This window comes from Streptomyces qaidamensis (assembly GCF_001611795.1).
GTDB classification, from domain to species: domain Bacteria; phylum Actinomycetota; class Actinomycetes; order Streptomycetales; family Streptomycetaceae; genus Streptomyces; species Streptomyces qaidamensis.
Genome location: NZ_CP015098.1, coordinates 8,741,088 through 8,765,926 on the forward strand (window position 1 = coordinate 8,741,088; position 24,839 = coordinate 8,765,926).

Annotated in this window: 22 protein-coding genes and 1 pseudogene; 8 read left to right on the forward strand and 15 right to left on the reverse strand. The window is 73.8% G+C overall.

Features of this window, described 5'->3' with window-relative positions; all coding sequences use genetic code 11:
• Positions 1–7: 7 nt before the first annotated feature.
• The 5 genes from A4E84_RS38305 to A4E84_RS38325 form a co-directional block, all read right to left on the reverse strand.
• Positions 8–1,228 (reverse strand): PucR family transcriptional regulator, encoded by a 1,221-nt coding sequence (locus tag A4E84_RS38305; RefSeq protein WP_062930941.1) that lies wholly within the window; start codon positions 1,226–1,228, stop codon positions 8–10.
• Positions 1,229–1,350: 122 nt separating this feature from the next.
• Positions 1,351–2,301, reverse strand: a complete 951-nt coding sequence (locus tag A4E84_RS38310) for an alpha/beta hydrolase (protein WP_062930942.1) — start codon at positions 2,299–2,301, stop codon at positions 1,351–1,353.
• A 21-nt stretch (positions 2,302–2,322) separates the two neighbouring features.
• Positions 2,323–6,291: a type I polyketide synthase gene (locus A4E84_RS38315; RefSeq protein WP_062930943.1), complete on the reverse strand. Its 3,969-nt coding sequence runs from the start codon at positions 6,289–6,291 to the stop codon at positions 2,323–2,325.
• Entirely contained in the window at positions 6,288–8,045 is a 1,758-nt protein-coding gene (locus A4E84_RS38320) for a fatty acyl-AMP ligase (protein WP_062930944.1), read from the reverse strand. Before A4E84_RS38320 ends, A4E84_RS38315 begins: the two co-directional genes overlap by 4 nt.
• A 60-nt stretch (positions 8,046–8,105) precedes the next feature.
• A complete protein-coding gene (locus A4E84_RS38325) occupies positions 8,106–9,668 on the reverse strand; it encodes an acyl-CoA carboxylase subunit beta (protein WP_062930945.1) in 1,563 nt (520 codons plus the stop codon).
• A 263-nt stretch (positions 9,669–9,931) separates the two neighbouring features.
• Between A4E84_RS38325 and A4E84_RS38330 the strand changes: the two genes are divergently transcribed.
• The 3 genes and pseudogenes from A4E84_RS38330 to A4E84_RS38340 all read left to right on the forward strand — a co-directional run bounded on the left by A4E84_RS38330 (position 9,932) and on the right by A4E84_RS38340 (position 11,439).
• The gene (locus tag A4E84_RS38330) at positions 9,932–10,789 is read left to right on the forward strand and encodes an aldo/keto reductase (protein ID WP_062930946.1); all 858 of its coding nucleotides are present in this window, start codon (positions 9,932–9,934) and stop codon (positions 10,787–10,789) included.
• A gap of 164 nt (positions 10,790–10,953) precedes the next feature.
• Positions 10,954–11,076 (forward strand): annotated as a pseudogene (locus tag A4E84_RS45035) (ABC transporter ATP-binding protein); the annotation flags it as partial.
• 111 nt (positions 11,077–11,187) lie between these two features.
• The gene (locus A4E84_RS38340; RefSeq protein ID WP_062930948.1) at positions 11,188–11,439 is read left to right on the forward strand and encodes a DUF5133 domain-containing protein; all 252 of its coding nucleotides are present in this window, start codon (positions 11,188–11,190) and stop codon (positions 11,437–11,439) included.
• A 49-nt stretch (positions 11,440–11,488) separates the two neighbouring features.
• On the opposite strand, the gene A4E84_RS38345 is transcribed toward A4E84_RS38340, so the two are convergent.
• The gene (locus A4E84_RS38345; RefSeq protein ID WP_062931816.1) at positions 11,489–12,460 is read right to left on the reverse strand and encodes a GlxA family transcriptional regulator; all 972 of its coding nucleotides are present in this window, start codon (positions 12,458–12,460) and stop codon (positions 11,489–11,491) included.
• Positions 12,461–12,644: 184 nt separating this feature from the next.
• On the opposite strand from A4E84_RS38345, the gene A4E84_RS38350 reads away from it, so the two are divergent.
• Entirely contained in the window at positions 12,645–13,094 is a 450-nt protein-coding gene (locus A4E84_RS38350) for a DUF2269 family protein (RefSeq protein ID WP_062930949.1), read from the forward strand.
• A 140-nt stretch (positions 13,095–13,234) separates the two neighbouring features.
• Positions 13,235–13,438, forward strand: a complete 204-nt coding sequence (locus A4E84_RS38355) for a hypothetical protein (RefSeq protein WP_031111422.1) — start codon at positions 13,235–13,237, stop codon at positions 13,436–13,438.
• A gap of 43 nt (positions 13,439–13,481) precedes the next feature.
• On the opposite strand, the gene tgmB is transcribed toward A4E84_RS38355, so the two are convergent.
• The 3 genes from tgmB to A4E84_RS38370 form a co-directional block, all read right to left on the reverse strand.
• Positions 13,482–14,465 (reverse strand): ATP-grasp ribosomal peptide maturase, encoded by a 984-nt coding sequence (tgmB, locus tag A4E84_RS38360; RefSeq protein ID WP_062930950.1) that lies wholly within the window; start codon positions 14,463–14,465, stop codon positions 13,482–13,484.
• A 16-nt stretch (positions 14,466–14,481) separates the two neighbouring features.
• Positions 14,482–14,673: a putative ATP-grasp-modified RiPP gene (gene tgmA / locus A4E84_RS38365; RefSeq protein WP_062930951.1), complete on the reverse strand. Its 192-nt coding sequence runs from the start codon at positions 14,671–14,673 to the stop codon at positions 14,482–14,484.
• Positions 14,674–14,791: 118 nt separating this feature from the next.
• Positions 14,792–15,115, reverse strand: a complete 324-nt coding sequence (locus A4E84_RS38370) for a YkvA family protein (RefSeq protein ID WP_062930952.1) — start codon at positions 15,113–15,115, stop codon at positions 14,792–14,794.
• Between the two features lie 256 nt (positions 15,116–15,371).
• On the opposite strand from A4E84_RS38370, the gene A4E84_RS43990 reads away from it, so the two are divergent.
• Positions 15,372–17,075, forward strand: coding sequence for a hypothetical protein (locus A4E84_RS43990; protein WP_213084222.1), 1,704 nt, complete (start codon positions 15,372–15,374; stop codon positions 17,073–17,075).
• Between the two features lie 32 nt (positions 17,076–17,107).
• Here the strand turns inward: A4E84_RS43990 and A4E84_RS38380 are convergent, their stop codons facing one another.
• The 5 genes from A4E84_RS38380 to A4E84_RS42685 form a co-directional block, all read right to left on the reverse strand.
• Entirely contained in the window at positions 17,108–19,207 is a 2,100-nt protein-coding gene (locus A4E84_RS38380) for a xanthine dehydrogenase family protein molybdopterin-binding subunit (protein WP_062930953.1), read from the reverse strand.
• Complete coding sequence (locus A4E84_RS38385; RefSeq protein ID WP_062930954.1) at positions 19,204–20,208, reverse strand: FAD binding domain-containing protein; 1,005 nt, start codon at positions 20,206–20,208, stop codon at positions 19,204–19,206. The genes A4E84_RS38380 and A4E84_RS38385 overlap by 4 nt, the downstream gene beginning before the upstream one ends.
• Positions 20,205–20,735, reverse strand: a complete 531-nt coding sequence (locus tag A4E84_RS38390) for a (2Fe-2S)-binding protein (protein WP_062930955.1) — start codon at positions 20,733–20,735, stop codon at positions 20,205–20,207. The genes A4E84_RS38385 and A4E84_RS38390 overlap by 4 nt, the downstream gene beginning before the upstream one ends.
• Before the next feature lie 112 nt (positions 20,736–20,847).
• Positions 20,848–21,993 carry a hypothetical protein gene (locus tag A4E84_RS38395; RefSeq protein WP_174569493.1) on the reverse strand — a complete coding sequence of 382 codons (1,146 nt, stop codon included), beginning with the start codon at positions 21,991–21,993 and terminating at the stop codon, positions 20,848–20,850.
• Positions 21,994–22,554: 561 nt separating this feature from the next.
• Positions 22,555–22,656: a hypothetical protein gene (locus A4E84_RS42685; RefSeq protein WP_237305077.1), complete on the reverse strand. Its 102-nt coding sequence runs from the start codon at positions 22,654–22,656 to the stop codon at positions 22,555–22,557.
• A 180-nt stretch (positions 22,657–22,836) separates the two neighbouring features.
• Between A4E84_RS42685 and A4E84_RS38400 the strand changes: the two genes are divergently transcribed.
• Together A4E84_RS38400 and A4E84_RS38405 are read left to right on the forward strand one after the other, a co-directional pair.
• A complete protein-coding gene (locus A4E84_RS38400; RefSeq protein ID WP_062930956.1) occupies positions 22,837–23,280 on the forward strand; it encodes an ATP-binding protein in 444 nt (147 codons plus the stop codon).
• A 12-nt stretch (positions 23,281–23,292) separates the two neighbouring features.
• On the forward strand, positions 23,293–23,655 hold the full coding sequence (locus tag A4E84_RS38405) for a hypothetical protein (RefSeq protein WP_062930957.1): 363 nt from the start codon (positions 23,293–23,295) through the stop codon (positions 23,653–23,655).
• A 47-nt stretch (positions 23,656–23,702) separates the two neighbouring features.
• On the opposite strand, the gene ppk2 is transcribed toward A4E84_RS38405, so the two are convergent.
• Positions 23,703–24,659, reverse strand: a complete 957-nt coding sequence (gene ppk2, locus A4E84_RS38410; RefSeq protein WP_174569494.1) for a polyphosphate kinase 2 — start codon at positions 24,657–24,659, stop codon at positions 23,703–23,705.
• Positions 24,660–24,839: the final 180 nt, after the last annotated feature.

The following is a 24,839-nucleotide window of genomic DNA, read 5'->3' on the forward strand; positions in this document are numbered from 1 at the left end:
CCGGGAGTCAGTTCTGCCGCGAATGCAGTGATTCCGCGCGCAACGCGAGAATGAGGTCGAGGCGGGTCTCCGGGTCGTGCAGGGCGTCACCGAAGAGCTTCTCCAGCTGGCGCAGGCGGTAGCGGACCGTCTGCGGGTGGATGTGCAGCCGTACGGCGACGTCCGGCACGTTGCTGCCGCTGAGCAGCCAGGCCAGCAGTGTCTCGGCGAGCCGGTCGCGCTGCCCCGCCGAGACCGTGTCGAGGGGCGCGAGGACCCGCGCCCGCAGGCGCTCCAGCAGTGGTTCGTCGCCGTGCAGCAGCAGCGTCGACAGATGCTCCGAGCAGCGCACCACGCCCTGGCGGGGGAGCACCCCGCGGCCCATCAGACCGAGTGCCCGGGTGGCCAGGCGCAGCGACTGCGCGGCCTCGGTGACCGCGACCGCCGGGCCGATCGCGGCGGGCCGGCCGCGCAGCGCGAGCGTGAACGCCCGGCCGCCGATGCCGCCCGGTCCCTCCGGGTCGGGCACCAGCATGCGCGGCGGGCGGGACCCCATGTCCACCAGAGCGCCCGCCGCCGCCAGCGGCCGGTCCTCCTCCCGGCGGTCCGGTGCCGCCGCGAGCGCCACGACGGCGACCGTCCGCGGCACCGGCCAGCGCGCGCTGTGCGCCAGGTCCTGCACGGCCTCCAGCGCCACCGGCCCGTCCTCCAGGAGCAGGTCGAGCAGGCGCTTGCGGCGCCGCTCCAGCTCGTCCGAGCTGCGCAGCTGAGCCTCGGCATACCCGGACGCGGCCGCCTGGGCGACTTCGTGCACGGTCCGGAACGCCAACTCCCCGAGCCCGGCCACGACCGTCGAGTCCAGCCCGAGTTCCTCCGCCGTACGGCCCATCCGCCGCCAGGCGCACATACCGCCGACCCGCAGCGCGGACTGCAGGGCGTCCAGGCTGCGTCCCTCCAGGGCCTCGCCCCGCCCGAGTTCGTAGTACGTCGCCGCGATCGCGCCCCCGTCGTCGCGCGGATCGGCAATGTGGTCGACGAACAGGGTCAGCGCCTGTACCACCCCGGACCGCAGCGCCTGGCGGTACGCACCGTCGGCGGGCCGGGAGTACTCGGGGACCTGGCGGCGGACCTCCTCCTCCACCTGGTCGGCGACGGCCGCCAGATCGGCGCGCAGCACCTTCGCCAGCTCAGGGGGGAACTGCGGCGCGGCGGGGCGGTCCGGCACGCCGTGCGGGGTGGGCACAGCCATCACGGACACTCCTTTCGACCGGAAGCGGCTCACCCGCGGGCCTTCGCCCGTGGGACGAGTGGGGAGTCCTGTGTTGGACGGACGACCCCTCCGCTCCGTTCCGTGCCCCGACGGCACCCCCGTCACTCTGGCACACCCAGCGCACGGGCGAGGACAGGCCACGAGGCCGTGAACTCCGGCTTCCAGTGTGCCCAGTCGTGCCCGCCGCCCTCGTAGAAGTGCGTGGTGGCCTGGATTCCCATCAGGGCCAGCGTGCGGGCGAAGCCCTGGGCCGAGGGCCACAGGGCGCTCTCCAGGATCCCGGGCAGCGGATCGCCGCCATCCCCCCGTCCGCTGCCCTGCGACACGTACAGCGCTGTGCCGCGCAGCCCGGTGGCACGGGCGCGCGGGTTGAAGTCCCGCCAGGTCAGGAGGTTCAGCAGCGGATTGCCCCACAGGGACGCCGCGGGCAGGTTCTCGCGGGCCACGATCGCGTCCATGATGACGGGAACACCGGGGGCCGTGGTGTCGAGGATGCCGCTGTAGGAGGCCGCCGCGGTGAACGCCCCGGGGTGGCGGGCCGCGTGCGCCATCGCCCCGTAGCCGCCGGTGGAGACGCCGGCGACCGCCCGTACGCCGCTGGCCCGGTACTCCCGGGCGAGCAGCGCGGGCACCTCCTTCACCTGGAACGTCTCGTAGTCGGGGCCGCCCCGCCAGACGCTCGGAATGCCGGTGGGGCCCGCGTCCGGCATCGCCACGATCAGGTCGCGGCCTGCGGTGAACGCCTCGATGTCCGTCTCGCGGGTCCAGGACGTGTAGTCGTCGTGGGCGCCGTGCAGCAGGTACAGCACGGGGTACTTCTTCTCCGGGCGCGTCGCGAAGTCCGACGGCAGGATCAGCCGGACCGGCGCGCTGCGGCCGAGCGCGGCGGACGGCACGGACACGTCCCGTGTGCGGGGTCCGAGACGGGTCGCCGCCCGGGCGGGTGCCGTGGCCGCGGCCCCGAACAGGGCGGCGAGACCGGCGGCGGCCGTCGCTCTGGCGACAGTGCGCCGGGACACTCCGGCGGCGGGCTTCTGCGGCTGGTCGGGCATGACGGCTCCTCGGGTTCCATGTCAGGGGGACGGCTCGGCGAGCATCCGGCTCAGGTGGGTGGCGATCTCGTCGACGTGCGGCGGATCGAGCAGCGACAGATGGTGACCGGGCACCGGCACCACCTCCAGACGCGGGCACACCTCGTCCCAGCCCAGCGCCGCGTCGTCCCGCTCGTACGCCGGGTCGCGCACGGTGTGCGGCGCGGGTTCGGTGGCCCGGTAGAGAAGGACCGGGCCGTCGTAACCGCCGGGCCGGTGCGACTCGCCGATGCCCATGTCCAGGTAGGAGGCGCGCTGGTGCTCCAGGGCCGCGGGCGGCACGTCGGCCGCCTCGCGCAGGGCCCGCAGCACGGCGTCGATCCGGGCCGCGTCGTCGTCCACGGCCACGAGTTCGTCGTACGGCAGCTCCAGACGCACGCCGTAGGCGTCGGCGACGTGGTCGGCGAAGCCCTCGAAGTGCGCCCGGATCCGGTCCGCGGGCGTCAGTCCCGGGCGGGGGAGGGGCCGTACGGAGTCGATGAGCACGACCAGCCGCACCTCCCGCCCGGCGGCGGTCAGTTGCCGCGCGGTCTCCTGGGCGACGAAGCCACCGAAGGACCAACCACCCAGCAGGCAGGGGCCGTCGGGGTGGACGGCGTTGACCGCCTCGGCGTAGCGCCGTGCCTTCTCGGGCACGGTCCGGGCCTCCTCGATCCGCTCCAGCCCGTACACCGGCTGGTCGTCGCCGAGGCGTTCGGTGAGCGTGCGGTACACGCTGACCGGGCCGCCGGCGGCGTGGACGAGGAACAGCGGGGGCCGCGAGCCGGTGGCGCGCAGAGGCCGGACGGGGGTGTCGTTGCGGGGGAGGGCGCGCTCGATACGGGTGGCGGCGTCCTCGACGGTGACGGCGGCGAACAGCTCGCGCAGGGGCAGTTCGATGCCGAACTCACGCTCCACCGCCGTGCGGACGCGGACGGCCATCAGCGAGTCCAGCCCGAGGTCGGCCCAGGCGGTGTCCGGGGTGATACGGGCGGGGGAGTGGCCGGTGACGGACGCGATGTGGTGGGTCAGACGGGCCAGTGCCGAGGAGGGTTCCGGTACCGCGGCAGGAGGTGCCTCCGGCGCCGGCTCGGGGCGAGCCGCCCGGCCGTCCGTCCACCAGTGCCGTACGTGCCGCCACCGGGGCAGCGGCAGGTCGATGACGCGCCCCGGCGGCACCGGCAGCCGCTGCCCCGCCGCGTACAGGGCGCCCAGCTGCCCGGCGAACGCCTCCGACCCGTCGGCGTCCCGGCGCAGCGTGGCCAGGGCGAGAGCGCCGGGAACGGTGTCGGCGACGGCCCCGGTCAGCACCGGGTGGGGGGAGATCTCCACGAAGGCCGTGCGGCCGTCGGCCGCGGCCGACACGAGCGCCCGGTCCAGCCGTACGGGCCGCCGCAGGTTGGCCGCCCAGTGCGCGGCGTCGAAGAGGAGGTCCCCGCGCGGGTCGTCGAGGACCGTGGAGTGGACCGGAACCAGGGGACGGCGTGCCCGGATGCCGGACAGCGCGTCCACCAGCTCCGGCAGCAGCCCGTCCACCTGGGGCGAGTGCCCGGCGCCGACCACCCGCATGGCCCGCGCCGCCCGGCCCTGCCCCTCCAGCCGGCGCACGAGAGCGGCCACCGCCGCCTCCTCACCGGTGACGACCTTCTGCCGGGGAGAGGAGTGCACGGCCACATGCACCTCCGGGAAGTCCCGTGCCAGCGCGTCCAGTTCGCTGTCGTCCAGGTCCACCACGGCCATCGCACCGCCGCGCAGACCGCTCAGCAGCCGGGCCCGTACGGCGATGACACGCGCCCCGTCCGCCACGTCCAGCGCGCCCGCGCACACGGCCGCCGCCACCTCGCCCATGGAGTGGCCGATCACCCCGGCGGGCTCGACACCGTAGGAGCGCCACAGTTCGGCGAGCGCCAGCTGAAGGCCGAACAGGACCGGCTGGGCGACCTCCAGACGGTCGAGACCGTCGCCCGAGGACAGGTGGTCGTACAGGGACAGGCCGCACTCCGGGGCGAGTTGCGGGTCGAGCTTCTCGACGGCGGCGGCGAACGCGGGTTCCTCGGCCAGCAGCCGGCGCCCCATCCCGGGCCACTGGCTGCCGTAGCCGGAGAACACCCACACCGTGCCGCGACCCACCCGGTCGCGCTCACCCGTCGTCACCCGCGCGTCCGGTCGCCCGGCCGCCAACTCGTCCAGGGCTTCGGCCAGTTCGGCCTGGTCGCGGGCGACCACAGCCGCGCGCACAGGGCCCCGGCCCGTGCGCCCGGCCAGGGTCCGGGCCACGTCGGCGGGGTGCGCGGGACGGTCACGCAGCCGGTCGGCGAGCCTGCCCGCCGTGTCCCGGAGGCGCTCCGCGTCGAGGTCGGAGAGCAGGTGCACGCGGGCCGCCGGTTCCTCGGCCGGTCGCACCGGGACCAGGCCGGGCGGCCCTTCCTCCAGCACCACATGCGCGTTGGTGCCGCCGAAGCCGAAGCCGGAGACGCCCGCGACGGCCGTGCCGCCGTAGCGGGGCCAGGGCTCCGGTTCGGTCACCACCCGCAGCCGGGGATCGGTGAGAGAGCTGCCCCGCTCGCAGTGCAGGGACGGCGGGATGGTGTCGTGGTGCAGGGCCAGCACGGTCTTCACCAGGCCCGCGATGCCCGCCGCCGACTCCAGATGGCCGAGGTTGCCCTTGGCGGACCCCAGCAGCAGCGGCTGGTCGGGGTCCCGGCCCGCGCCCAGGACCGCGCCGAGGGCGCCCGCCTCGATCGGATCGCCCAGCGGCGTGCCGGTGCCGTGCGCCTCCACGTAGTCGACGTGCTCGGCGGCGAGCCCGGCCTGCGCGTACGCCCGCTCCAGCAGCGCCCGCTGGGCGGCCGGGTTGGGTGCCATCAGGCCGTTCGAGCGGCCGTCGGAGTTGACCGCGGTGGCGCGGACGACGGCCAGCACCCGGTCGCCGTCCCGCTCGGCGTCGGACAGCCGCTTCAGGATCACGGCCGCGCAGCCCTCGCCGCGCCCGATGCCGTCGGCCGCCGCCGAGAACGGCTTGCACCGGCCGTCCGGTGCGAGGGCCCCCGCCCGCCGGAACGCGACCGTGACGGCCGGCGACAGCAGCAGGTTGACGCCGGCCGCGATCGCCGTGTCGCTCTCGCCCGTGCGCAGACTGACGCAGGCGTGGTGCACGGCGACCAGTGAGGAGGAGCAGGCAGTGTCGACGGCCAGGCTCGGCCCCCGCGTGTCCAGGACGTAGGCGAGCCGTCCGGCGGCGACACCGAGCGCGCCCCCGGCCGGCGCCCAGGGGTCGACGGCGGCGGGGTCGGCGCCCGTCAACTGCCCGTACTCCGGTGCGGAGATGCCGACGAACACGCCGGTGGCCGTACCCGCAAGGGACCCGGCCGGCACGGCGGCGTGGTCGAGCGCCTCGTGGACGACCTCCAGCAGGATCCGCTGCTGGGGATCCATCACCGCGGCCTCGCGCGGGGTGATGCGGAAGAAGTCCGCGTCGAACCCGGCGATGTCGTCGAGATAGCCGCCGTACGGATGCGCCTCGGCGGGCGGGAACGCGGTGAAGTCGCGCCAGCGGTCCTCCGGGACGCGCCGGATCGCGTCGGCACCCTCGCTGAGCAACTGCCAGTAGTGGTCCGGGCCGTGCGCCCCGCCGGGCAGACGGCAGCCGACCCCGACGACCGCGACCGGCTCGGCCGGTCCTCCGGGCTGTGCGGCACGCGGCACCGGCGCCGCCTCGGCCCCCGGGGCTCCCGCGGCGCACAGCCGCGCCACCAGCGCCTCCCCGGTGGGCGTCTCCCACAGCAGCGTCGTCGGCAGTTCCCGGCCCGTGGCGCGGGACAGCTCACCGGCCAGGGCGACGGCATCCCGCGAGGCCATGCCGAGGTCCGCCAGCGGCCGGTCCATCGGCACGTCCTGGGGGGACGTGCCGTTCCAGGCGGCCACCCGCTCGGCGATCAGCCGGCGCAGCGCGGCCTCGTCGACGCGCCTCATCCCGCGGCACCCGCCCGGGCCTGCCGGCCGTAGGCGCCCTCCAGATACCGGGCGCGGGTCAGCGCCCGCGACACCTTGCCGCTGGAGGTACGCGGCACCGTGCCCGGTGGGACCAGGACGACGTCGGCCAGCCGCAGCCCGTGCCGGGCCGAGACGGCACCGCGCACGGCACGCGCCAGGGCCGCCACGTCCAGCTCGGCTAGGTGCGCGGTCCGCGCGTGCTCCGCCACGACGACCGCGCACTCGCCGCCGGCACCACCCGGCACGGCGAAGGCGGCGAGCCGGTCCCGGCGGATCACGTCGTGCGCCTCCTGCGCCGTCGCCTCGACGTCCTGCGGGTAGTGGTTGCGCCCGTCCACGATGATCAGGTCCTTCAGGCGTCCGGTGACGATCAGATGCCCCTCCAGCACCGTCCCGAGATCCCCCGTCCGCAGCCAGCGGCCCGGTCCGGCCGCGGGGTCGGCGAACTCCGCGCCGAACACCTCCTCCGAGTCCCGGTGCCAATAGCCGCGGCCCACGTTCGGCCCCTGCACCCAGATCTCCCCGACCTCCCCCTCCGACAGCAGGGCCCGTGACACCGGGTCGGCGACCCGGACCCGCTGCCCCGCCGGGGCTCCGCACCCCGCTAGCAGCACCGCCCGCGGGTCGTCGGGCCGGGCGGGCAGGGCCTTGCCGGCCGCCAGGGCGTCGCGGTCGAGCGCGAACCGGCTGAGCGGCTCGCCCGGCCGGGCCGCGCACACGAACACCGTGGCCTCGGCCAGCCCGTACGACGGGCAGTGCGTCCCGGGCGCCAGGCCCTGGTCCGCGAACGCCGCGTGGAACCGGTCGGCCGTGCCCGGGCGGACCGGCTCACTGCCGTTGATCAGCGCGGTCACCTTGTCCAGCCGCAGACCCTCTTTCTGGTCCGGGGTGACGGTCGCGACGCAGTAGTCGTAGGCGAAGTTGGGCGCGGCGCTCACGGCGCCGGGATGCGCGGCGAGCAGCCGCAGCCAGCGCACCGGCTCGTGCAGGAACGCCGCCGGGTCCATCAGCACCGACAGCGCCCCGCGTGCCACCGGGGCCGCGACACTGAGCACCAGCCCCATGTCGTGGTACAGCGGCAGCCAGCCCACACTGGTCATCGGGCGGGTGTCGAGACCGTAGGCGGCCAGCGCCTGGCGGGCGTTGGCGACGACGTTGCCGTGGCTGATCTCCACACCGGCCGGGGCGCGCGTCGAACCGGAGGTGTACTGGAGATAGGCGGTGGCCCCGGCGTCCGGGGCCACCGGCTGCCAGTTGCGGCCCTCGTCGTCGGGCACCTCGTCCGCGACGACGATCCGCGGCCCGCCGGCCCCGAGGAAGTCCCGCACCTCGTCCCGGGCCCGGCTCGTGGTCACCACCACCGACGGGCGCGCGTCGGCGAGGACGCCCGCGAGCCGGTCGGCGTGCCCGGGCAGGCCCGGGGTGTACAGGGGCACGGCGACCAGCCCGGCGGCCAGGGCCGCGAGGAAGGCGGTCACGTACTCGGTGCCCTGCGGGCACAGCAGCGCGACCCGGTCCCCGGGGTCCGTCTCGTGTGCGAGGCGCGCGGCGAGCGCCCGCACCCGCACATCCAGACGGTGCCAGGTAAGGGTGCGGTGGACGCCTCGCGAGTGCTGTGCCGGGTGCTCGACGAAGGTGAACGCCCGGCGGTCGGGGGCGGTCTCGGCCCAGTGCCGTACGTACTCCGGCAGTGTGGGGCACGCGGGCGCGAGCGGGGGGCGGCGGCTGTCCATCGGGCGGGGCTCCTCACGGCGCGGATCGGCCTACAGGTCACAAAGAAGGGGCAGGGGCGGTCAGAGGGGGATGTTGCCGTGCCGGCGTTCCGGCATGGGGGCGCGTTTGCCGCGCAGCGCGCGCAGGGCGCGGCAGACCTGCTCCCGCGTCTCGCGCGGCGCGATGACGGCGTCGACATAGCCGCGCTCGGCGGCGAGGTACGGGGTGCCGTGGGTGCGTTCGTACGCGGCGAGGAGGCGGGCGCGCAGCGCCTCCGGATCGTCGGATGCGGCGAGTTCGCGCCGGTGCAGGACGCCCACGGCCCCCTCGGCGCCCATCACGGCGATCCGGGCGGTGGGCCAGGCGAGATTGACGTCGGCACCCAGGTGCTTGGAGCCCATCACCGCATAGCCGCCGCCGTACGCCTTGCGCACCACGACCGTGACCTTGGGGACGGTGGCCTCGGCGTAGGCGTACAGCAGTTTCGCGCCCCGCCGGATGATGCCGGCCTGCTCCTGCCGCACCCCGGACAGATATCCGGGCACGTCGGCGAAGGTCAGCAGCGGGATGCCGAACGCGTCGCAGAACCGTACGAACCGGGCCGCCTTCTCGGACGCGTCGATGTCGAGGACCCCGGCGGCGTGCAGCGGCTGATTGGCGACGACGCCCACCGAGCGGCCCTCCATCCGGGCCAGGGCGCAGATGATGTTCGGCGCGAACAGCTCCTGCACCGGCAGCAGTTCACCGTCGTCGACGACCGCGTGCAGGATGTCCCGCATGTCGTAGGCCTCGCCGAGCCGGTCCGGGACGACCTCGTCGAGCCCCGCGCCGGGCGCGGCGCTCCCGGGGGCGTACTCCGGAGGCCGTTCCAGATTGTTGGCCGGCAGGTAGGACAGCAGGTCGCGGACGGTGTCGAGGGCGTCCTCCTCGTCGGCGGCCAGGAAGTGGGCGTTGCCGTTGACGGTGTTGCTGGTGCGGGCGCCGCCCAGCTCCTCGGCGGTGGTGCGCTCGCCCGTGACCGTCTCGATGACGTCGGGGCCGGTGACGAACATGTGCGAGGCGCCGTCCACCATCACCGTGAAGTCGGTGATCGCCGGTGAGTACGCGGCGCCGCCCGCGCACGGGCCGAGGACGACCGAGATCTGCGGGATCACCCCGGACGCCTTGACGTTGCGGCGCACCAGCTCGGCGTAGAGGGCGAGCGAGGCGACGCCCTCCTGGATGCGGGCCCCGCCGGAGTCGTTCAGGCCGATCACCGGGCAGCCGGTCTTCAGGGCCAGCTCCATCAGGGCGACGGTCTTCTCGCCGAAGGCCTCGCCCATGCTGCCGCCGAAGACCGTGGAGTCCTGCGCGAACACGCACACCTGGCGGCCGTCGACCGTGCCGTACCCGGTGACCACCCCGTCGCCGTAGGGGCGGCGGGCGTCGTGCCCGGCGGGCCGGGCCCGGACGAACAGGCCGGTCTCGGTGAAGGAGCCCTTGTCCACGAGCCGGTCGATCCGCTCCCGGGCGGAGAACTCCCCGCGTCTGCGCGGCCCGCCCGGGGCCACCGCCCGCTCCCGGTGGAGCTCCAGGTCGGCGACGCGCTCCGCGGTGCCCCCGGGCGTGTGCGTCGCCGTCCCACCCGGACCGGATGCTGTCACCTCTGTGCTCACAACCACCTCCGAAGTGGCTCTCGAATATGGCAGCGAGACGGGGGAGTGCCCTACGGATCGCCGTTCTGTTTGGGGGAGGTGAGTCCTCGGACACCGGGTTTCATCCAGGTGTGACAAGGGGCTTCGAAGGCCGGGCGCGATTCAGCGGCCCGAGTGCTGAATGCGTTCTCCTTCTTCTATTGGACCCCCGGCCGCGTGGCGTCCAGGCTGGAGCGCACCATCGCCCGACAGCCGGAAGAGGTCACGAACCCATGCACAGCCGCCGCATCGGTGACGTCGAGGTCAGCGCGATCGGCCTGGGCGCGATGCCCATGTCCATCGAGGGACGACCGGACGAGGAACGTTCCCTCGCCACCATCCACGCCGCACTCGACGCCGGTGTGACCCTGATCGACACCGCGGACGCCTACCACCGCGACGCCGACGAGGTCGGCCACAACGAAACCCTGATCGCCAAGGCCCTCGCCTCCCACGACCGCGGCGGTGACGTCCTGGTCGCCACCAAGGGCGGCCACCTCCGCCCCGGCGACGGCAGCTGGACGCTCGACGGCAGTCCCCGCCACCTCAAGGCGGCCTGTGAGGAGTCCCTGCGCCGGCTCGGCGTCGAGGCCATCGGCCTCTACCAGTTCCACCGACCCGACCCGCGCGTCCCCTACGCCGAGTCCGTCGGCGCGATCCGGGACCTGCTCGACGAGGGCAAGATCCGCATGGCCGGCATCTCGAACGCGAACCCGGAGCAGATCCGGCAGGCCAATGAGATCCTCGGCGGGCGCCTGGTCTCCGTGCAGAACCAGTTCTCCCCGGCCTTCCGCTCCAGCGAGCCGGAACTGCGCCTGTGCGACGAACTCGGCGTCGCGTTCCTGCCCTGGAGCCCCCTCGGCGGGATCTCGAAGGCCGGTGAACTCGGCTCGGGCCACGCCCCCTTCGCCCGGATCGCCGAGGCACGCGGCGTGAGCCCGCAGCGCGTGTGTCTGGCCTGGATGCTCGCCAAGTCGCCGGTGGTCGTCCCGATCCCGGGCGCCAGCCGGCCCGAGACCATCCGCGACTCGCTCGCCGCCACCGACCTGGCCCTGACCGCCGAGGAGCTGGCGGAGCTGGACGCCGCCTGACCGGATCCGAAGACGACCCGGGGACGGCCGCACGCCGCCCCGGGTCTCATGCTGCCGACGGGCGCGTACGAGCCCCACGCACCGGCAACCGGGGAGGACCACCGCCGATGGCATCGTCGTGGGAAAGACCGCTCTCCACCGTCCAGGGCGCCGACCGGATCGTGGTGATGGGCGTCGACCGGATCGTGGTGATGGGCGACGGCCGCATCGAGGAGATCGGCACGCACGAGGAGCTGCTACGCAAGCGTGGGGCATACACCGCTCTGCACAGAGGCCAGCTCACCTAATATCGGTCGCATCCGATCAGTTCTCGTCAAATCCGCTACAGGTGAGAAAATCGTGTGAATGTTTCCGCGTGGTTCGGGCATACGCAGCGAAAACACAGAGAGGGGCGCTACGTGCTTGTACCGGACCGGAAGATCGTCAGGGAGTTGCTGACGCGGTACGCGTCGCTGAGGATCGCTCAGTCGGAGAGGCACGTGCCGAAGGCGGCACGCGAGCTGGAGGACGTCAGCTACACGCTGTGCGTGATGATGGGGACGTCCGACATCAGTGACGCCATCGCCAAGGCGGATGTCCTGCTGCTCACCGAAGGGCGGCCGCACGCCGCCGACGCGGACGGGGAGAACGGCCTGACGCTGGTCGGCTGACCGCTGACGAAAGGCCCGGCGCGGACCGGGCGGCACACCTCGGCGGCTCCTAGGAAGGGGCCGCCGAGGCGTTCGTCCGCCCGTGGAACGCCGTGCGGTAGGCGTACGGCGTGGTGCCGACCACTTTGCGGAACCGCTCCCGGAACGCGGTCGGCGAGCCGAATCCAGCCTGGCGCGCGATCCGTTCGACGGAGTGGTCGGAGTTCTCCAGCAGGTACTGGGCGCGCCGCACCCGCGCCCGCAGCAGCCACTGCAGCGGTGTGGTGCCGGTCTGCTCGCGGAAGCGGCGGCTGAAGGTCCGCTCGCTCATTCCCGCCCGCGCCGCCAGCGCGCCCAGCGTCACCTCGTGCGCGAGATGGTCCTCGATCCACTCCAGCACCGGTTCGAGCGCGGAGCCCCGGGGCACGGGTGGATGCTCGTGCACGATGAACTGGGCCTGCCCGCCCTCCCGTTCCAGCGGCATGACCGACATGCGGGCGATGTTCGCGGCGACGGCCGACCCCAGGTCCCGCCGGATCATGTGCAGGCACAGATCCAGCGCCGCGGCCGCACCGGCCGAGGTGAGGATCTGCCCGTTGTCGACGTACAGCACGTCCGGCTTCACCTCGACCCGAGGGAAGCGCTGGGCCAGTTCGCCGGCGGCCACCCAGTGCGTGGTGGCGCGCAGCCCGTCCAGCAGCCCGGCCTCCGCCAGCACGAAGGCCCCCACGCACACCGACGCGATCCGGGTCCCGGCCTCGGCCGCCTCCCGCAGAGCCGCCAGCACCCGGGCGGACGGCGGCGCAGCCTCGGGGGAGCAGCCGGGCACGATGACGGTGTCCGCCTCCGCCAGCGCCTCCAGCCCCCGCTCGATCCGCAGGGTGAAGCCGCCGTCCGCGCGCACCTCGGGCGTCTCGGCGCACAACCGGACCCGGTAGGCGGGCCGCCCGTCCGGCAGATGTGTCCAGGCGAACGTCTGCTGGGGCGCCGCCATGTCGAAGGGCACGACTCCGTCGAGGACCAGGATCGCCACAGAGTGCATGACCGTCACCCTAGGCGGGTTCCCGCCCGCCCTGTGACGTGGGGTTCGCGGCGGCTCCGGAAACGGGAGCGCAGGTCGGACGAGTTGGCGAGAACCCGTTGGAAGCTGTCGTTCCAGCCCATGGGGGATCATCCGGAGGCGTCCTAGCGTGGGCCCGTCGACCGCATTCACGGAAAGAGCCCCGGTGACCAAGATCCTGCTGTCCCTCCATGTCCTGGCCGCCATCATCGCCATCGGTCCCGTGACCGTCGCGGCCAGCATGTTCCCGCCCGCCGTGCGCCAGGCGGCTCCCGCCGGCGTCGGAACGGCAGCGCTCCTGCACCGCATCTGCCGCGTCTACGCCAAGGTCGGACTCACCGTCCCCCTCCTCGGGTTCGCCACCGCGGCCGCGATGGGCGTCCTCGGCAGCGGATGGCTCGTCACCTCCATCGCCCTCACCGCCGCTGCCGCCGGCATCCTGATCGCCTTCGTCCTGCCCCGCCAGGAGGAACTCCTCGGCCGGCTGAAGGACGAGCAGGCCGTCGACCGGCGGAGCACCGCCCGACTGGCCATGTTCACCGGCGTGTTCAACCTGCTGTGGGCCACGGTCACCGTCCTGATGATCGTCCGGCCGGGTTCCACCACGGGAGCCTGAGAAAGTCCCGCCATCGCCTGTCACGGATGTCCGGTCTGCGTCAAGTCATCCCAAGGAATTCACACTCCGGGACACCGTGCCGCCTACACTCGCAGTCTCGCCCCCGCACGGGGCCGACGAGCAGAAAGGCACGTTGACGGGTGTTCCAGGATTCCCCCATCTACGACCGACTCATCGCGGAGCGCGGTGACGTACCCGCACAGGTGCGCCGCGAGGCCGAACGTGTGAGCAGGGAACTGGAGCTGGTCATGCGGCCCTCACAGTCCCTCGGCTACGACCGTCCGCACTCCCCGGGAGCCGGCTGGCAGCGCGCGGGCATGCTCCCCGGCCCGCGGCCGCAGTGAACCGGGCGGCGGGCCCGGGCCCGGTCTGCGCCGGGCCCGGTGCTCAACGGAGCGTCGTGTTCGCCCCGTTGATGTGCAACGGCTGGACCGGAACGGGCCGGGCCAGCCACTCGGCGATGGTCCGGGCGATCGGCTGAGCCGTCTCCACCTCGACGAACCCGAACTGCCCCGACTGGTTGCACTCCAGGAACCACCAGGTCCCGTCGGAGTCCTCCACGAAGTCGAAAGCCCCGTAGGCCAGTTCCGCCTCACGCAGATAGGACAGGACCCCCGGCGCGATGCAGGACGGCACGTCGACGGGACGCCACGGCGAGCCGGGCGCGGCGAACCGCACGTCCACCTCGTCCGGGTCCGCGTCCTCGGCGGTCGTCTTGCGGGCGGCCAGCATCCGCTCGCCCACGACGGTGAGCCGGATGTCGGCCCGCTTGGTGATCCGCCGCTGCAGCAGCGTGGGCCCGAACGCTACGGCGGAGAAGTCCGTCTCCGGCGCGACCCGGCTGGTCGGCACCGCCCGGGGCGGGTCCTGCGGATGCGCGCCCGACACCGGCTTGACCACCAGCTCCGGGTAGCGCTCCGCGAACTCGCGGGCGGCGCGCGGGAAGGTCGTGATCAGCGTCGCGGGCACGGGCAGGCCGCATCTCTGGGCCAGGCGCAGCTGCCACGGCTTGTGCCGGGCCCGGCGCGCCGCGTCGGGATGGTTCATCCAGCGCGCGTCCGAGCCCCGCAGCATGCCGTAGAGCGCCTGGGCGGCCTCCTCGGTCAGCCATGCGGACGGCTGGGCCGCCCGCGCGGCCGGGACGCCGGGCCGGCGCACCCACACGGACCGGAGCCCCCCGATGCTCACCAGCCGCCCCCCGGCGGACAGATGGCCGCGGAACCGGCCGTGCACGAACTCCCCCGACAACGAAACACCACCGGTCAGGTCCGCGGGATCGACCCGGACCACCGGAACCCCCGTCGCGTTCAGATGCACGACGACCATGTCCGCGGTGACGTCCTCCTCAGAGGTGAGGATCAGTACGGTCATCTTCGGCGGCCCGTGGTCAGTCGTCGAAGTGCGTCTTGGAGCCGGCGGTGGACGTCGTGGTGCCGAACTCTCTCAACAGGGCGAAGTCGGAGGCCGCGACCCGTCCGTCGCGGAGCACGTTCAACTGCAGTCCGGCGTCGTACACGTACGGAATGGCAGCTTCCAAATCCACTGCCGGGCGCGCGTAGTTGAGCGCGAACGGTTGCATCGTCTCTCCCTCGTCGGTACTGCGCCGAGCAGGCGGTGCCCCGGGGCGTGGCCGCCCGGTCCGCCGGCCTGTTTCGGCTTCCAGAGACTTATACGAATCGAACGGGTGGTTGGTTTCCTTACTTTCCGTAGTTATTTGCCGGTTGCCGGTCCGGCCGGTGCGCCGTACTGCGCTCCCGTTCGCCGAGGGAGCCGCGGACAGTGCGCAGAGCGAGCAGCAGGACGCCGATGTCGTCCAGGTACACCGGATCGGGCACCAGGTCGGTGGGCAGCACCAGATAGAGCACCGCGCCCCAGAAGACCCAGCGCGGGCCCGTAGGGAGCCCCGCGCGCCTCAACTCGCGCCGGGTCCGTACCAGCCGCACCAGGACGACGAGGGCGAAGACGAGGACGACGGCCGCGAGAACCGCGGCCAGAATGATCATCTTTGTGTTCGTATCCACGGTTTGCCCTCCTCCTGGCATGCCGTGACACGGGACCTCCCGAACACCCCCTATGTGGATTCCCGTTTCCGGCGGCTGTATTGCGGCCGGGGACCGACATGTCGGTGGGTCGGCGGATTTTCCCGTGCGGTGGTCATCCCGGTGGCTCACCCGAGTGGCACGGGGTGACGGTGGCGCCTAGTAATGGTCTGCGTAACGTCGCTCGTCACACGACGGGGGGCGCAGGAGCGGCCGCACTCTTCCCACGGAGGCGAGTATGACCACCTGCTCTTCATCACCCCGCTCGAACGAACCTGCCATACCCAACGAGCCGAACGGGTCCGCCCAGCCGTCCGCCGAGACAACCGTCGCCACCGGCACGCACCAGGTGGAGCAGACGAGCGCGCCCGCCGCCGGCCCGTACGACACGTACCGGACGGGGTACCCGCAGCCCGCCGCCGCATCCCACCAGGCAGGCCCGGCGGCCGCCGAGCCCGTCGCCCTCGGCTCCCACCCGGCGGCCGGGGCGGGAGCCCAGCCGCCGGCCCCCGAGCCGGACCGGACCGTCGCCCGGCCCGTCACCCCCGACCCGGCCGAGGCGGACCCCTCCGCCGCCCGGTCCCCGGACACCGGCCAGGGCCGGGCGCCCGCGCGGCCCGCCGCCCCCGGGACGGACGCCGCGGACCCGTCCGCCGTCCCCGCCCCGGACCGGCCTGCCGCACAGCCCGTTCCGCCCGATGACGACTGGCTGGATCCCGCGGAGGCGCGGCCTGGTCCGCCCGTCCCGGACCGGACGGACCAGGCGGAGGAGCCCTTCCCGCCCGCCCAGGCGCACACCGCCGGCCCGGACGAGACCGATCCGCCCGCCGGGCCGGGTACGGGCGTGGGCGACACCGGCCGGCCGGCGCGGCCGTTCGTCATCCGGTCGCTCGACGACAACCCGGTGGAGCTGCGGCCCGGCACCGGCCCGGCCTCCGGCGCGCCGTACGGCGACGCCGTCAGCGACCTGGTGCACGCGGCCGTCGCCGACCGGCCGCTGGAGGAGGTCGTCGACCTCATCGTCTCGCTGGAGGAGTCGCCCGACCACACGCAGGCGAGGGTCGACGCGCTCCGCACCGCCGGGGTGAGCCGGTCCGTGGAGGACGTGTCCCGGCTGATCGCCCTGCTGACGAAGCCACCGCGCGAAGCTGACTGCGCCGACGAGGCGATCCGGGCCGCGGCCGCCCACCGGCCGGTGGAGGAGGTGACCCGGCTGGTGACCCTGCTGCACAAGGAGCCGCAGGAGCCCCACGTCCGCGAGGAGGCACTCCGTGCGGCCGCCACCGGCCGCTCCGTCGGGGAACTGGTCGAGCTGATCGACCGCCTGGGCCTGGAACGGCTGGACCGCAACGGCCGTCGTACGAACGGGACTTCGCGCCCCGAGGGAGAGACCGGTGAGCCCGGGACGCCCCGCCGCGCTGTCAAGCGCCGTACAGCACGCCCGGACGCGGGCACCAGGATCCACCGCACCCCCGACGACGCACCTGCGGACCGGGGGCGTGCCACGGACCGGTTCGCCCGGTCGGTGTCCTGGTCGGGCTGGCTCGCCGCTCTGGCCCTCGCCGTGTGCGCGGTGGTCCACTTCCCGCTGCAGCGCGGCGACGCGTCCCTGCGGCTGCACGCGTTCGCCCTCGGCCTGTCGGTGCTGTGCACGGTGCTGGCACTGCTGCTGGCCCTTCGCCCCGTGGCGCTGGTGCTCGCCGGGGCGGTGCTGGTGCCCACGGTGCTGGCCGGGGCCCAGGCGTACGGGAGTTCCTTCCCGTCGGCGTCCCTGTCCCGGGCCGTCGACCTGGCGCTCGCCCCGCCGTGGCTGGCCGCCTCGGTCGCCGGGTGCGCGGCACTGCTGTCCCTCGTCGCGCTGGTCTTCCGGGTGCTGGCGCCCATCGCGGCCCGGCAGTGGGCGCCCGCGCCCGCGCCCGAGGCACGCGGCATGACGGAGTGAAGCCCAGGCCGGGCTCCGGCCGGCGGTCCTGTTCAGGTCCGGCGGTCGAGCAGCCCGGTCAGCACCCGGTCCGGGGTGAGCGGGAGCTCTCGGAGGCGGACGCCCGTGGCGTGGTGCACCGCGTTGCCGATCGCCGCGGCCGTCCCGACGATGCCGATCTCCCCGATCCCCTTGCTGCCCATGGGGTTGAGACGGGAATCCTTCTCGTCGAGCCAGTGCGCCTCGATCCCGGCGACGTCGGCGTGCACGGGCACGTGGTACGACGCCAGGTCCGACTCGGTGAAGTCGCCGAACGCGGCGTCCATGGTGCTGCCCTCGGTCAGCGCCATGCCCAGCCCCATCGTCATGCCGCCGACGAACTGTGAACGCGCCGTACGGGCGTTGAGGATGCGGCCCGCCGCGTACACCCCGAGGAGCCGGCCCACGCGGACCTCCCCGGTGACCGTGTCCACGGAGACCTCGGCGAAGTGCGCCCCGAAGGCGTGCCGCGCGAAGTCACTCTCGGCGTCCGCTGCTCCCGTCGTGTCGGCGCGGTGGTCGAGGCCCTGGCCGGGCAGCGGCCCCACGTGCCCGGCCAGCCGCCGGGCCAGTCCGGCGCAGGCGTCGTGCACCGCCCAGCCCCAGGAGGCGGTCCCGGACGAGCTGCCGGCCAGCGGCGCAGACGGGAGTTCCGTGCTGCCGACCTCGATCCGCACCCGCTCCAGCGGCACCCCGAGGGCGTCGGCGCCGACCTGCGCGAGCACGGTCCGGGCGCCCGTCCCGATGTCGGTGGCGTTGATCCGCACCAGGAACGACCCGTCCGGCAGTGCGCGCGCCGTCGCCGTGGACGGGCCCACCATGACGGGATACGTCGCCGCCGCCACACCCGTCCCCAGCAGCACGGGGCCTTCCCGGCGGACGCCCGGGCGGGGATCACGCCCGGCCCATCCGAAGCGCCGGGCGCCCTCACGCAGACAGTCGACCAGATGCCTGCTGCTGAACGGCCTGCCGCTGTCGGGCTCGACGTCCGGTTCGTTGCGGATGCGCAACTCGACCGGATCCATGCCGAGTTCGGTGGCGAGTTCGTCCATGGCGGACTCCAGGGCGTACATGCCCGGCGCCTCGCCCGGCGCCCTCATCCACGACGGGGACGGCACGTCCAGCGCCGCGACCCGGTGCACCGTACGGCTGTGGGGCGCGGCGTACATCACCCGCGCGGGCACCGCCGCCTGCTCCACGAACTCCTTGATGCGGGAGGTGTGCGTGGTGACCTCGTGCGTGAGGGACGCGAGACGGCCGTCCGCATCGGCCCCGAGCCGCAGCCGGTGCAGGGTCGGCGCGCGGTGCCCGACGACGGCGGGCAGGAAGCGGCGGGGCAGCGCCACCGTCACCGGCCGCCCCGTCTCACGTGCCGCCATGGCCGCGAGCACCACGTCCGGACGCGGCGTGCCCTTGGACCCGAAGCCGCCGCCGACGTGCTCGGCGGTGACGACGATCCGCTCCTCGGGCAGGCCGAACAGCCCGGCTAGCACCGCCCGCACGGCACCGGTGCCCTGGCTGGAGGTGTGCACGGTGAGCCGGCCGTCCTCCCACCGGGCGGTGCTGGTGTGCGGCTCCATGGGGTGGTTGTGCAGCGGCGGCACCCGGTACGCGACGTCCACCCGGGCATCCGCGGAACCGAACGCCCCGTCGGGGTCGCCCTGTTCACGGACGGCCGGATGACCGCCGTTGGCCTCTTCGGGCACGTACACACCCGGATGCGAGGCCGTGAGGGTCGCGTCGTGCTCTTCGGCGTCGTAGGTGACGCGGACGGCGGCGGCACCGGCCCGGGCCGCCTCCAGGGTCTCCGCCACCACGAGGGCCACGAACCAGCCGCGGTGCGGCACCCGCGCGTTCTGCAGCAGGGCGAGTGTGGGATCGTCCGCTTCCGCGAGCCGCGGCGCGTTCTGGTGGGTGAGGACGGCGAGGACTCCGGGCACGGCCAGGGCGGCCGCCGTGTCGACACCGGTCACCCGGCCCCGGGCCACACCCGCCGGCACCGGCCATGCCTGGGCCCGGCCGGGGGAGCGGAACTCGCCGGCGTAGCGGGCGGTGCCGCTGACCTTCGCCCGTCCCTCCCGGCGCTCGGCGGGGGCGCCCACACTGCCGGTCATGAGGCCCTCCCGGTGAGCGCGGTGTCCGTGAGCCGGGACAGCACGTCCACGGCGAGGTTGCGGGCGAGCGGGACCTTGTAGGCGTTGTCCCGCAGCGGCTGCGCGGCGGCCAGTTCGAGACCGACGGCGTGCTCGAACGCGGCCCGGGTGGGAGCCGCGCCCAGCAGCGCCTCCTCCGCCCGCCGTGCGCGCCAGGGCCGGTGCGCCAGCGCCCCGAAGGCGAGCCCCGCGTGCCCGACCACACCGTCCTCCAGGCGCAGCACGACCGCGACGGACGCCAGGGCGAAGGCGTACGAGGCCCGGTCGCGGGCTTTGCGGTACGCCGACGGCAGCCCGGCCGCGACAGCCGGGAGCACCACGCCGGTGACCAGTTCGCCCGGACGGATCTCGGTGTCCTGCTCGGGCCGGTCCCCGGGCAGCCGGTGGAATTCCGCCGCCGCGACACTGCGGGCCCCCTCGGGTCCGACCAGCTCGACACGCCCGCCGAGGGCGGTGAGTGCCACCGCCATGTCCGAAGGGTGGGTGGCGATGCAGTGCGCGGAGTGCCCGAGCACCGCGTGGTCGCGGTGGACGCCGTCCCGCGCTCCGCAGCCGCTGCCCGGCTCGCGCTTGTTGCACGGCTTCGACAGGTCCTGGAAGTACGGGCACCGGGTGCGCTGGAGCAGGTTCCCGCCGGTCGTCGCCGCGTTGCGCAACTGCCCGGAGGCACCGGCGAGCACGGCCTGCGACAGCGCCGGATACCGGTCGCGGACGAGAGGGTGGGCGGCGAGGTCGCTGTTGCGGACCATCGCCCCGACGCGCAGCGCACCTCCGGGCATTTCCTCGACCGTGTCCAGGGGCAGCCGGGTGACGTCGATCAGGGCGGCGGGGGCCTCGACGCCGAGCTTCATCAGGTCGACGAGGTTCGTGCCGCCCCCGAGGTACCGCGCTCCGGCGTGGGAGGCGTACGCGGAGGTCGCCTCCTCGACGCTGCCGGCGCGGACGTAGGCGAACTCCTTCACGGGATCACGTCCTCCACGGCCTCGGCGATACGCGGATACGCACCGCACCGGCACAGGTTGCCGCTCAGCCGTTCCCGGATCTCCTCCCGGTCCAGCGGCACCGGCTCGCCCGAGGGCGCCGCCGGGTCGGTGACGTGCGAGGGGTGGCCGGCCGCGGCCTCGGCGAGCACACCGGCAGCGGAGCAGATCTGGCCCGGGGTGCAGTAGCCGCACTGGAACGCGTCGCGTTCCAGGAAGGCTTGTTGCAGGGGATGCGGTTCCTCCCCGTCCCCGGAGAGACCCTCGACGGTGGTGACCTCGCAGCCGTCCAGCGCGACCGCGAACAGCAGACAGCTGTTGACGCGCCGCCCGTCGACCAGGACCGTGCAGGCTCCGCACTGGCCGTGGTCACAACCCTTCTTGGCGCCCGTGAGGTCGAGGTCCTCCCGCAGGAGGTCCAGCAGAACCCGGCGGTGGTCGACGATGAGGGTGTGGGGTTTGCCGTTGACGCGGAGCGTGGTCTGCGAGTGGTGCTGGAGGTTGCCCATGTCGTGGAGGACCTTCCCGGGCGGGCCGTGGTGCCGTACGGACCGCGTATCCAGGAGGGCACGGCTGACACCTGCGCCCCACGAGGAGGATGCTCCTCCCGCCCCCGCGCCCCTACTGCTCCGACGTCACGCGCTGGGCGGCGGCCCCTTCATCGGCGGGCGCGGTCGCGGGACGCTTGACCTTGAAGCGCTCGAACGTCCGTGTGAGCTGCTGGAGCGGGGACGCGGCCGGCGGATCGGACGGCTGGGGTCTGGCGGGAGCGGTCCCGGCGGACTCCTGGTAGGCGGCCAGGGCCTCGTGGGCGCTTTCGGCCGCCTCCCGGTACAGGTCACGGGACTTCGTCATCGCCTCCAGCGCCTCGGCGTACATGGCCACCAGACCGCGCTGGCGCTCCAGCTCCTCCTGGAGCGTCAGCAGGTGCCAGTTCTCGCGCAGCGCGGTGAGGGCGTCCTCGGCGCCGTCGGGCAGGGGCCTCGGGAGCGCGGCGAACCGCGTCACCGCGTCGACGAGGTCGGCCGGCTCCGAACCGTCGAGGAACACCGCGCGCACGGAGAAGTCCTGGGCGTCGTAGCCCTCCGGCGCGGGGGCGCCCGGCAGCACCACCGCTCCACCGCGCGGCACCTGGACGCCGGAGTCCCGCAGGGCCCAGTTCAGGCCGCGCAGCTGCTGCGGGGCGGCGTGATGCTCCACCACACGGGGCCGCAGGCCCGGCGGCAGCCACTGCGCCAGTGGCGTGCGCCCCCGGTCGTCGGTGCTCATCGCCTCGTGGACGACCACGTGGATGTGCCATCCGCCGTGCACCGCGTTCCTCAGCAGGCGGCGGATCTCCTTGTCGTCCTTCGGCAGCGGGTTGATCTCACCCGGGACCAGGCGCGTCGAGGCGTCCTGGTCCCAGGCCGTGTCCGGCTCCTGCGGCCAGAACAGGCCGGTGGGGGAGGGCCACGCGTGGTCCCACGGCTGCTCGGCCTCGGCGACCAGCATCCACTCCTGCCCGGCGTCTTCGCCGACGCCGGGTTTCAGGCTCAGCCGGGCCCGCACGGTCACGTCGTCGCCGACCCGCCAGCGGGCCTCGAAGACCCGCTCCGCCGGACCGGTCTCGTCTTCGGGCAACTCCAGAAAGTCGTCGATGGCCTGACTGTCCTTGCGCTGCTGCAGCGAGCGCCGGAGTACGTCTTCCGCGTCACCCGGGGCGTGGCGGCCGCGCGCCGGCCACACCGTGGCGGGAGTCATGGGGCGGACGGTGAGGGAGGTCTGCATGGGTCCATCTGTGAGCGGGGGTACGTGCGGCTGCCAGTATCGTCGCCGCAGGCCGACAGGTGCTACCCGGGGTCGCACCCGGTCGCCTGCGCCGGTGAGGTACGTGTCCACGAGCCTTCACCTCCCGGGTCGGCCGCGGCGTGCGCCGTCGGTCATGCGCACCGCCTACCCGTGTCGGCCGCTGCCATGTGACGCACGGGCGGCTGTGTGAGGCGACCGCCCGGCGCGATGGGGCACCGGGCAGCGCGATCCGGCACCCGGCGGCGCTCCGGAGTGGCGCCGGATGCACGGGATGTGCGCCATGCGCGCGGGGTGTGCGCGCCGCGCGCGTATCGGGAGAGCTCACGCGTGGACCCTCCGCCGCGCGGTCCCGACAATGGTGCGCACGAGCAGGGCCCGCCCACCATCCGCATCGGGGCGGGTCCTGCTCGCTTCGCCCCGCGCAGGGCGCCCGTTCAGCGCTCCCGGTCACCGGCGGGGTGCGCCGCCTCAAGCCCGGTCGCCGCCCAACCGGCGAGGAACTTCAGCCGCTCCTCGTACGCGGTGCCCGGCTCGGCCGTGTCACCCCGCTGTCGAACAGGGGGCGAACAGGGCGCGGGCGAGGGCGTTGGTGGCCACCATGTCCAGACGGCCGTGGATGACGAACGCCGCGGACAGGGTCACCGAGTCGAGCAGCCACCGGAGGAGGGCGGGACCTCGAGGGCTTGCGGCGGCGCCGGGTCACGCAGGGGCGCCGAGGCCTCCGGTCACCCACTGGGGGCTCCGCAGGCCTGACCAGGCGCGGGCCGGGTACACGGTCCGGGCACGAGATGGTGTGTGGCCGGAGGAGAGGGGACCGGGGGAGTGTCGGTGAAGGCGATGGGCTGGGCGCATTCGTTCCGGATGTCCGAAGGCGTACGCGCAGGACGGGAGTGGACACGCAGGCGTCTTGAGTCCATGCCCTGGGCCGCTGCCGAGCCGGACACGGTGGACGCCATCGTGCTGGCGGTGTCGGAGCTGATCACCAACGCGCACATCCACGCGCACAGCGACGCGCACCTCGTCCTGACCTGGGACGGCGACTGCCTCCATGTCAGCGTCCACGACGAGGACCCGACACTGCCGCGCCAGCGCGAACCGGAGCCGGGCGAGGTCTCGGGCCGCGGGGTGGCGATCGTGAGCAAGCTCGCCGACGAGTGGGGGATGAGGTGCCAGCGGCACGGCAAGACGGTGACGGCATGCTTCCGTCCCGCCGACCCCGACCCCGACCCCGACCCCGACCCCGGTGCCGGTGAGGCCCGCTCCTGAAGGAGAAGCGTCGTGTACCTGGCACGAGGGTCGAGTGACGACCCCTACCTATGGCTCTGGGTCCTGGGCGCGGTCGCGCTGTACGCACTGATCAGCTACGGACTTGCGTACCGCGCCCGCGCCCGGCGCGGTTCCGCGCATCCGGCTCATGACGCCCTGCACGACCTCAAGGACCGGGAGGACCCCCAGCCTCCCGAGAACCGCTTCGTCAGCCGCCTGATCATGCTGTCCGGAGCGGGGCTCACCGGTCTCGTCGCCTACCTGACCGGCGGCGCCGTGCGGGTCCTGACGGTCGCGCTCACCGCGGTGGCCGCGGTGAGCGTCTGGGCGTACTACGACCACCGCACGGAAACGCGCGCGGCAGCCCGGCGATGACGCGAGCCCGGGGCCCCCTCCCACCTGCGGCAGGGGGCCCGGGAGCGTCAGTCGTTCTCGGGGTGCGTGCCGGGTCCGTGGACGCCGGGCGACAGCGGGGTGGGTGACAGCGCCGCATCCTCCTCGCCCGGTTCCAGCAGGGTGTCGGCGGCGCCGACGATGAGGGGATCGGGTGTGCCGACCGCTTGCCGGTCCTTGCTTGCGTAGTCCACGCGCGACAGCAGACTGCGCATGGTCTCCAGCCGGGCGCGCCGCTTGTCGTTGCTCTTGACGACGGTCCAGGGGGCATGGGCGGTGTCGGTGGCCCGGAACATGTCCACCTTCGCCTCGGTGTACTCGTCCCAGAGGTCCAGGGAGGCCAGGTCCGTGGGGGAGAGCTTCCACTGGCGCACCGGGTCGACCTGCCGGATCGCGAAGCGCGTGCGCTGCTCGGAGCGCGACACGGAGAACCAGAACTTCACCAGCAGGACGCCGTCGTCCACCAGCATCCGTTCGAAGTCCGGGCACTGGTCGAGGAACAGCTCGTACGCGTCCTTGGAGCAGTAGCCCATCACACGTTCCACGCCGGCCCGGTTGTACCAGGAGCGGTCGAAGAAGACGATCTCCCCGGCCGTCGGCAGATGCGCGATGTACCGCTGGAAGTACCACTGGCCCACCTCGCGCTCGGTGGGCTTGTCCAGGGCGACCACGCGCGCGCCGCGCGGGTTGAGCCGCTCGATGAGTCGCTGGATCGTGCCGCCCTTGCCCGCCGCGTCACGCCCCTCGCACACGACGACCACGCGGGCACCGGTGTCCTTCACCCACCGCTGCAGCTTGAGCAGCTCTATCTGCAGGATGCGCTTGGTCCGCTCGTACTCCTTGCGGCTCACCTTGCGGTCGTAGGGATAGTTCTCCCGCCACGTCCGGATGGGGCGTCCGTCGCGGTCCAGCACGATCGGCTGCTCTCTTCTGCTGCTGTCCACGGTCAGCCCGTCCAGCAGCTTGTCCCCGTCTTCGGCGCTCATCACTCGACTCCCCGTTCGGCTCGCACCCGCAGGTCAACGCAGACACGGGTGCCCCGCCTGGCCCCTCCCATGTGAGCTCCCGGCCGGACGCCGGTGCCGCGCTGTCGTGGGCGGCGTAGCCTCCTACCGGTTGCCGTCCCGCTCGTACCGCGTGACGAGCCGACTGCGCTGCCGCACGGC

Coding starts and splice junctions, on each gene's coding strand:
- A4E84_RS38305 (WP_062930941.1), bottom strand. CDS start 1,228: ATGGCTGTGCCCACCCCGCACGGCGTGCCGGACCGCCCCGCCGCGCCG.
- A4E84_RS38310 (WP_062930942.1), bottom strand. CDS start 2,301: ATGCCCGACCAGCCGCAGAAGCCCGCCGCCGGAGTGTCCCGGCGCACT.
- A4E84_RS38315 (WP_062930943.1), bottom strand. CDS start 6,291: ATGAGGCGCGTCGACGAGGCCGCGCTGCGCCGGCTGATCGCCGAGCGG.
- A4E84_RS38320 (WP_062930944.1), bottom strand. CDS start 8,045: ATGGACAGCCGCCGCCCCCCGCTCGCGCCCGCGTGCCCCACACTGCCG.
- A4E84_RS38330 (WP_062930946.1), top strand. CDS start 9,932: ATGCACAGCCGCCGCATCGGTGACGTCGAGGTCAGCGCGATCGGCCTG.
- A4E84_RS38345 (WP_062931816.1), bottom strand. CDS start 12,460: ATGCACTCTGTGGCGATCCTGGTCCTCGACGGAGTCGTGCCCTTCGAC.
- tgmB (WP_062930950.1), bottom strand. CDS start 14,465: ATGACCGTACTGATCCTCACCTCTGAGGAGGACGTCACCGCGGACATG.
- tgmA (WP_062930951.1), bottom strand. CDS start 14,673: ATGCAACCGTTCGCGCTCAACTACGCGCGCCCGGCAGTGGATTTGGAA.
- A4E84_RS43990 (WP_213084222.1), top strand. CDS start 15,372: ATGACCACCTGCTCTTCATCACCCCGCTCGAACGAACCTGCCATACCC.
- A4E84_RS38380 (WP_062930953.1), bottom strand. CDS start 19,207: ATGACCGGCAGTGTGGGCGCCCCCGCCGAGCGCCGGGAGGGACGGGCG.
- A4E84_RS38390 (WP_062930955.1), bottom strand. CDS start 20,735: ATGGGCAACCTCCAGCACCACTCGCAGACCACGCTCCGCGTCAACGGC.
- A4E84_RS38395 (WP_174569493.1), bottom strand. CDS start 21,993: ATGCAGACCTCCCTCACCGTCCGCCCCATGACTCCCGCCACGGTGTGG.
- ppk2 (WP_174569494.1), bottom strand. CDS start 24,659: ATGAGCGCCGAAGACGGGGACAAGCTGCTGGACGGGCTGACCGTGGAC.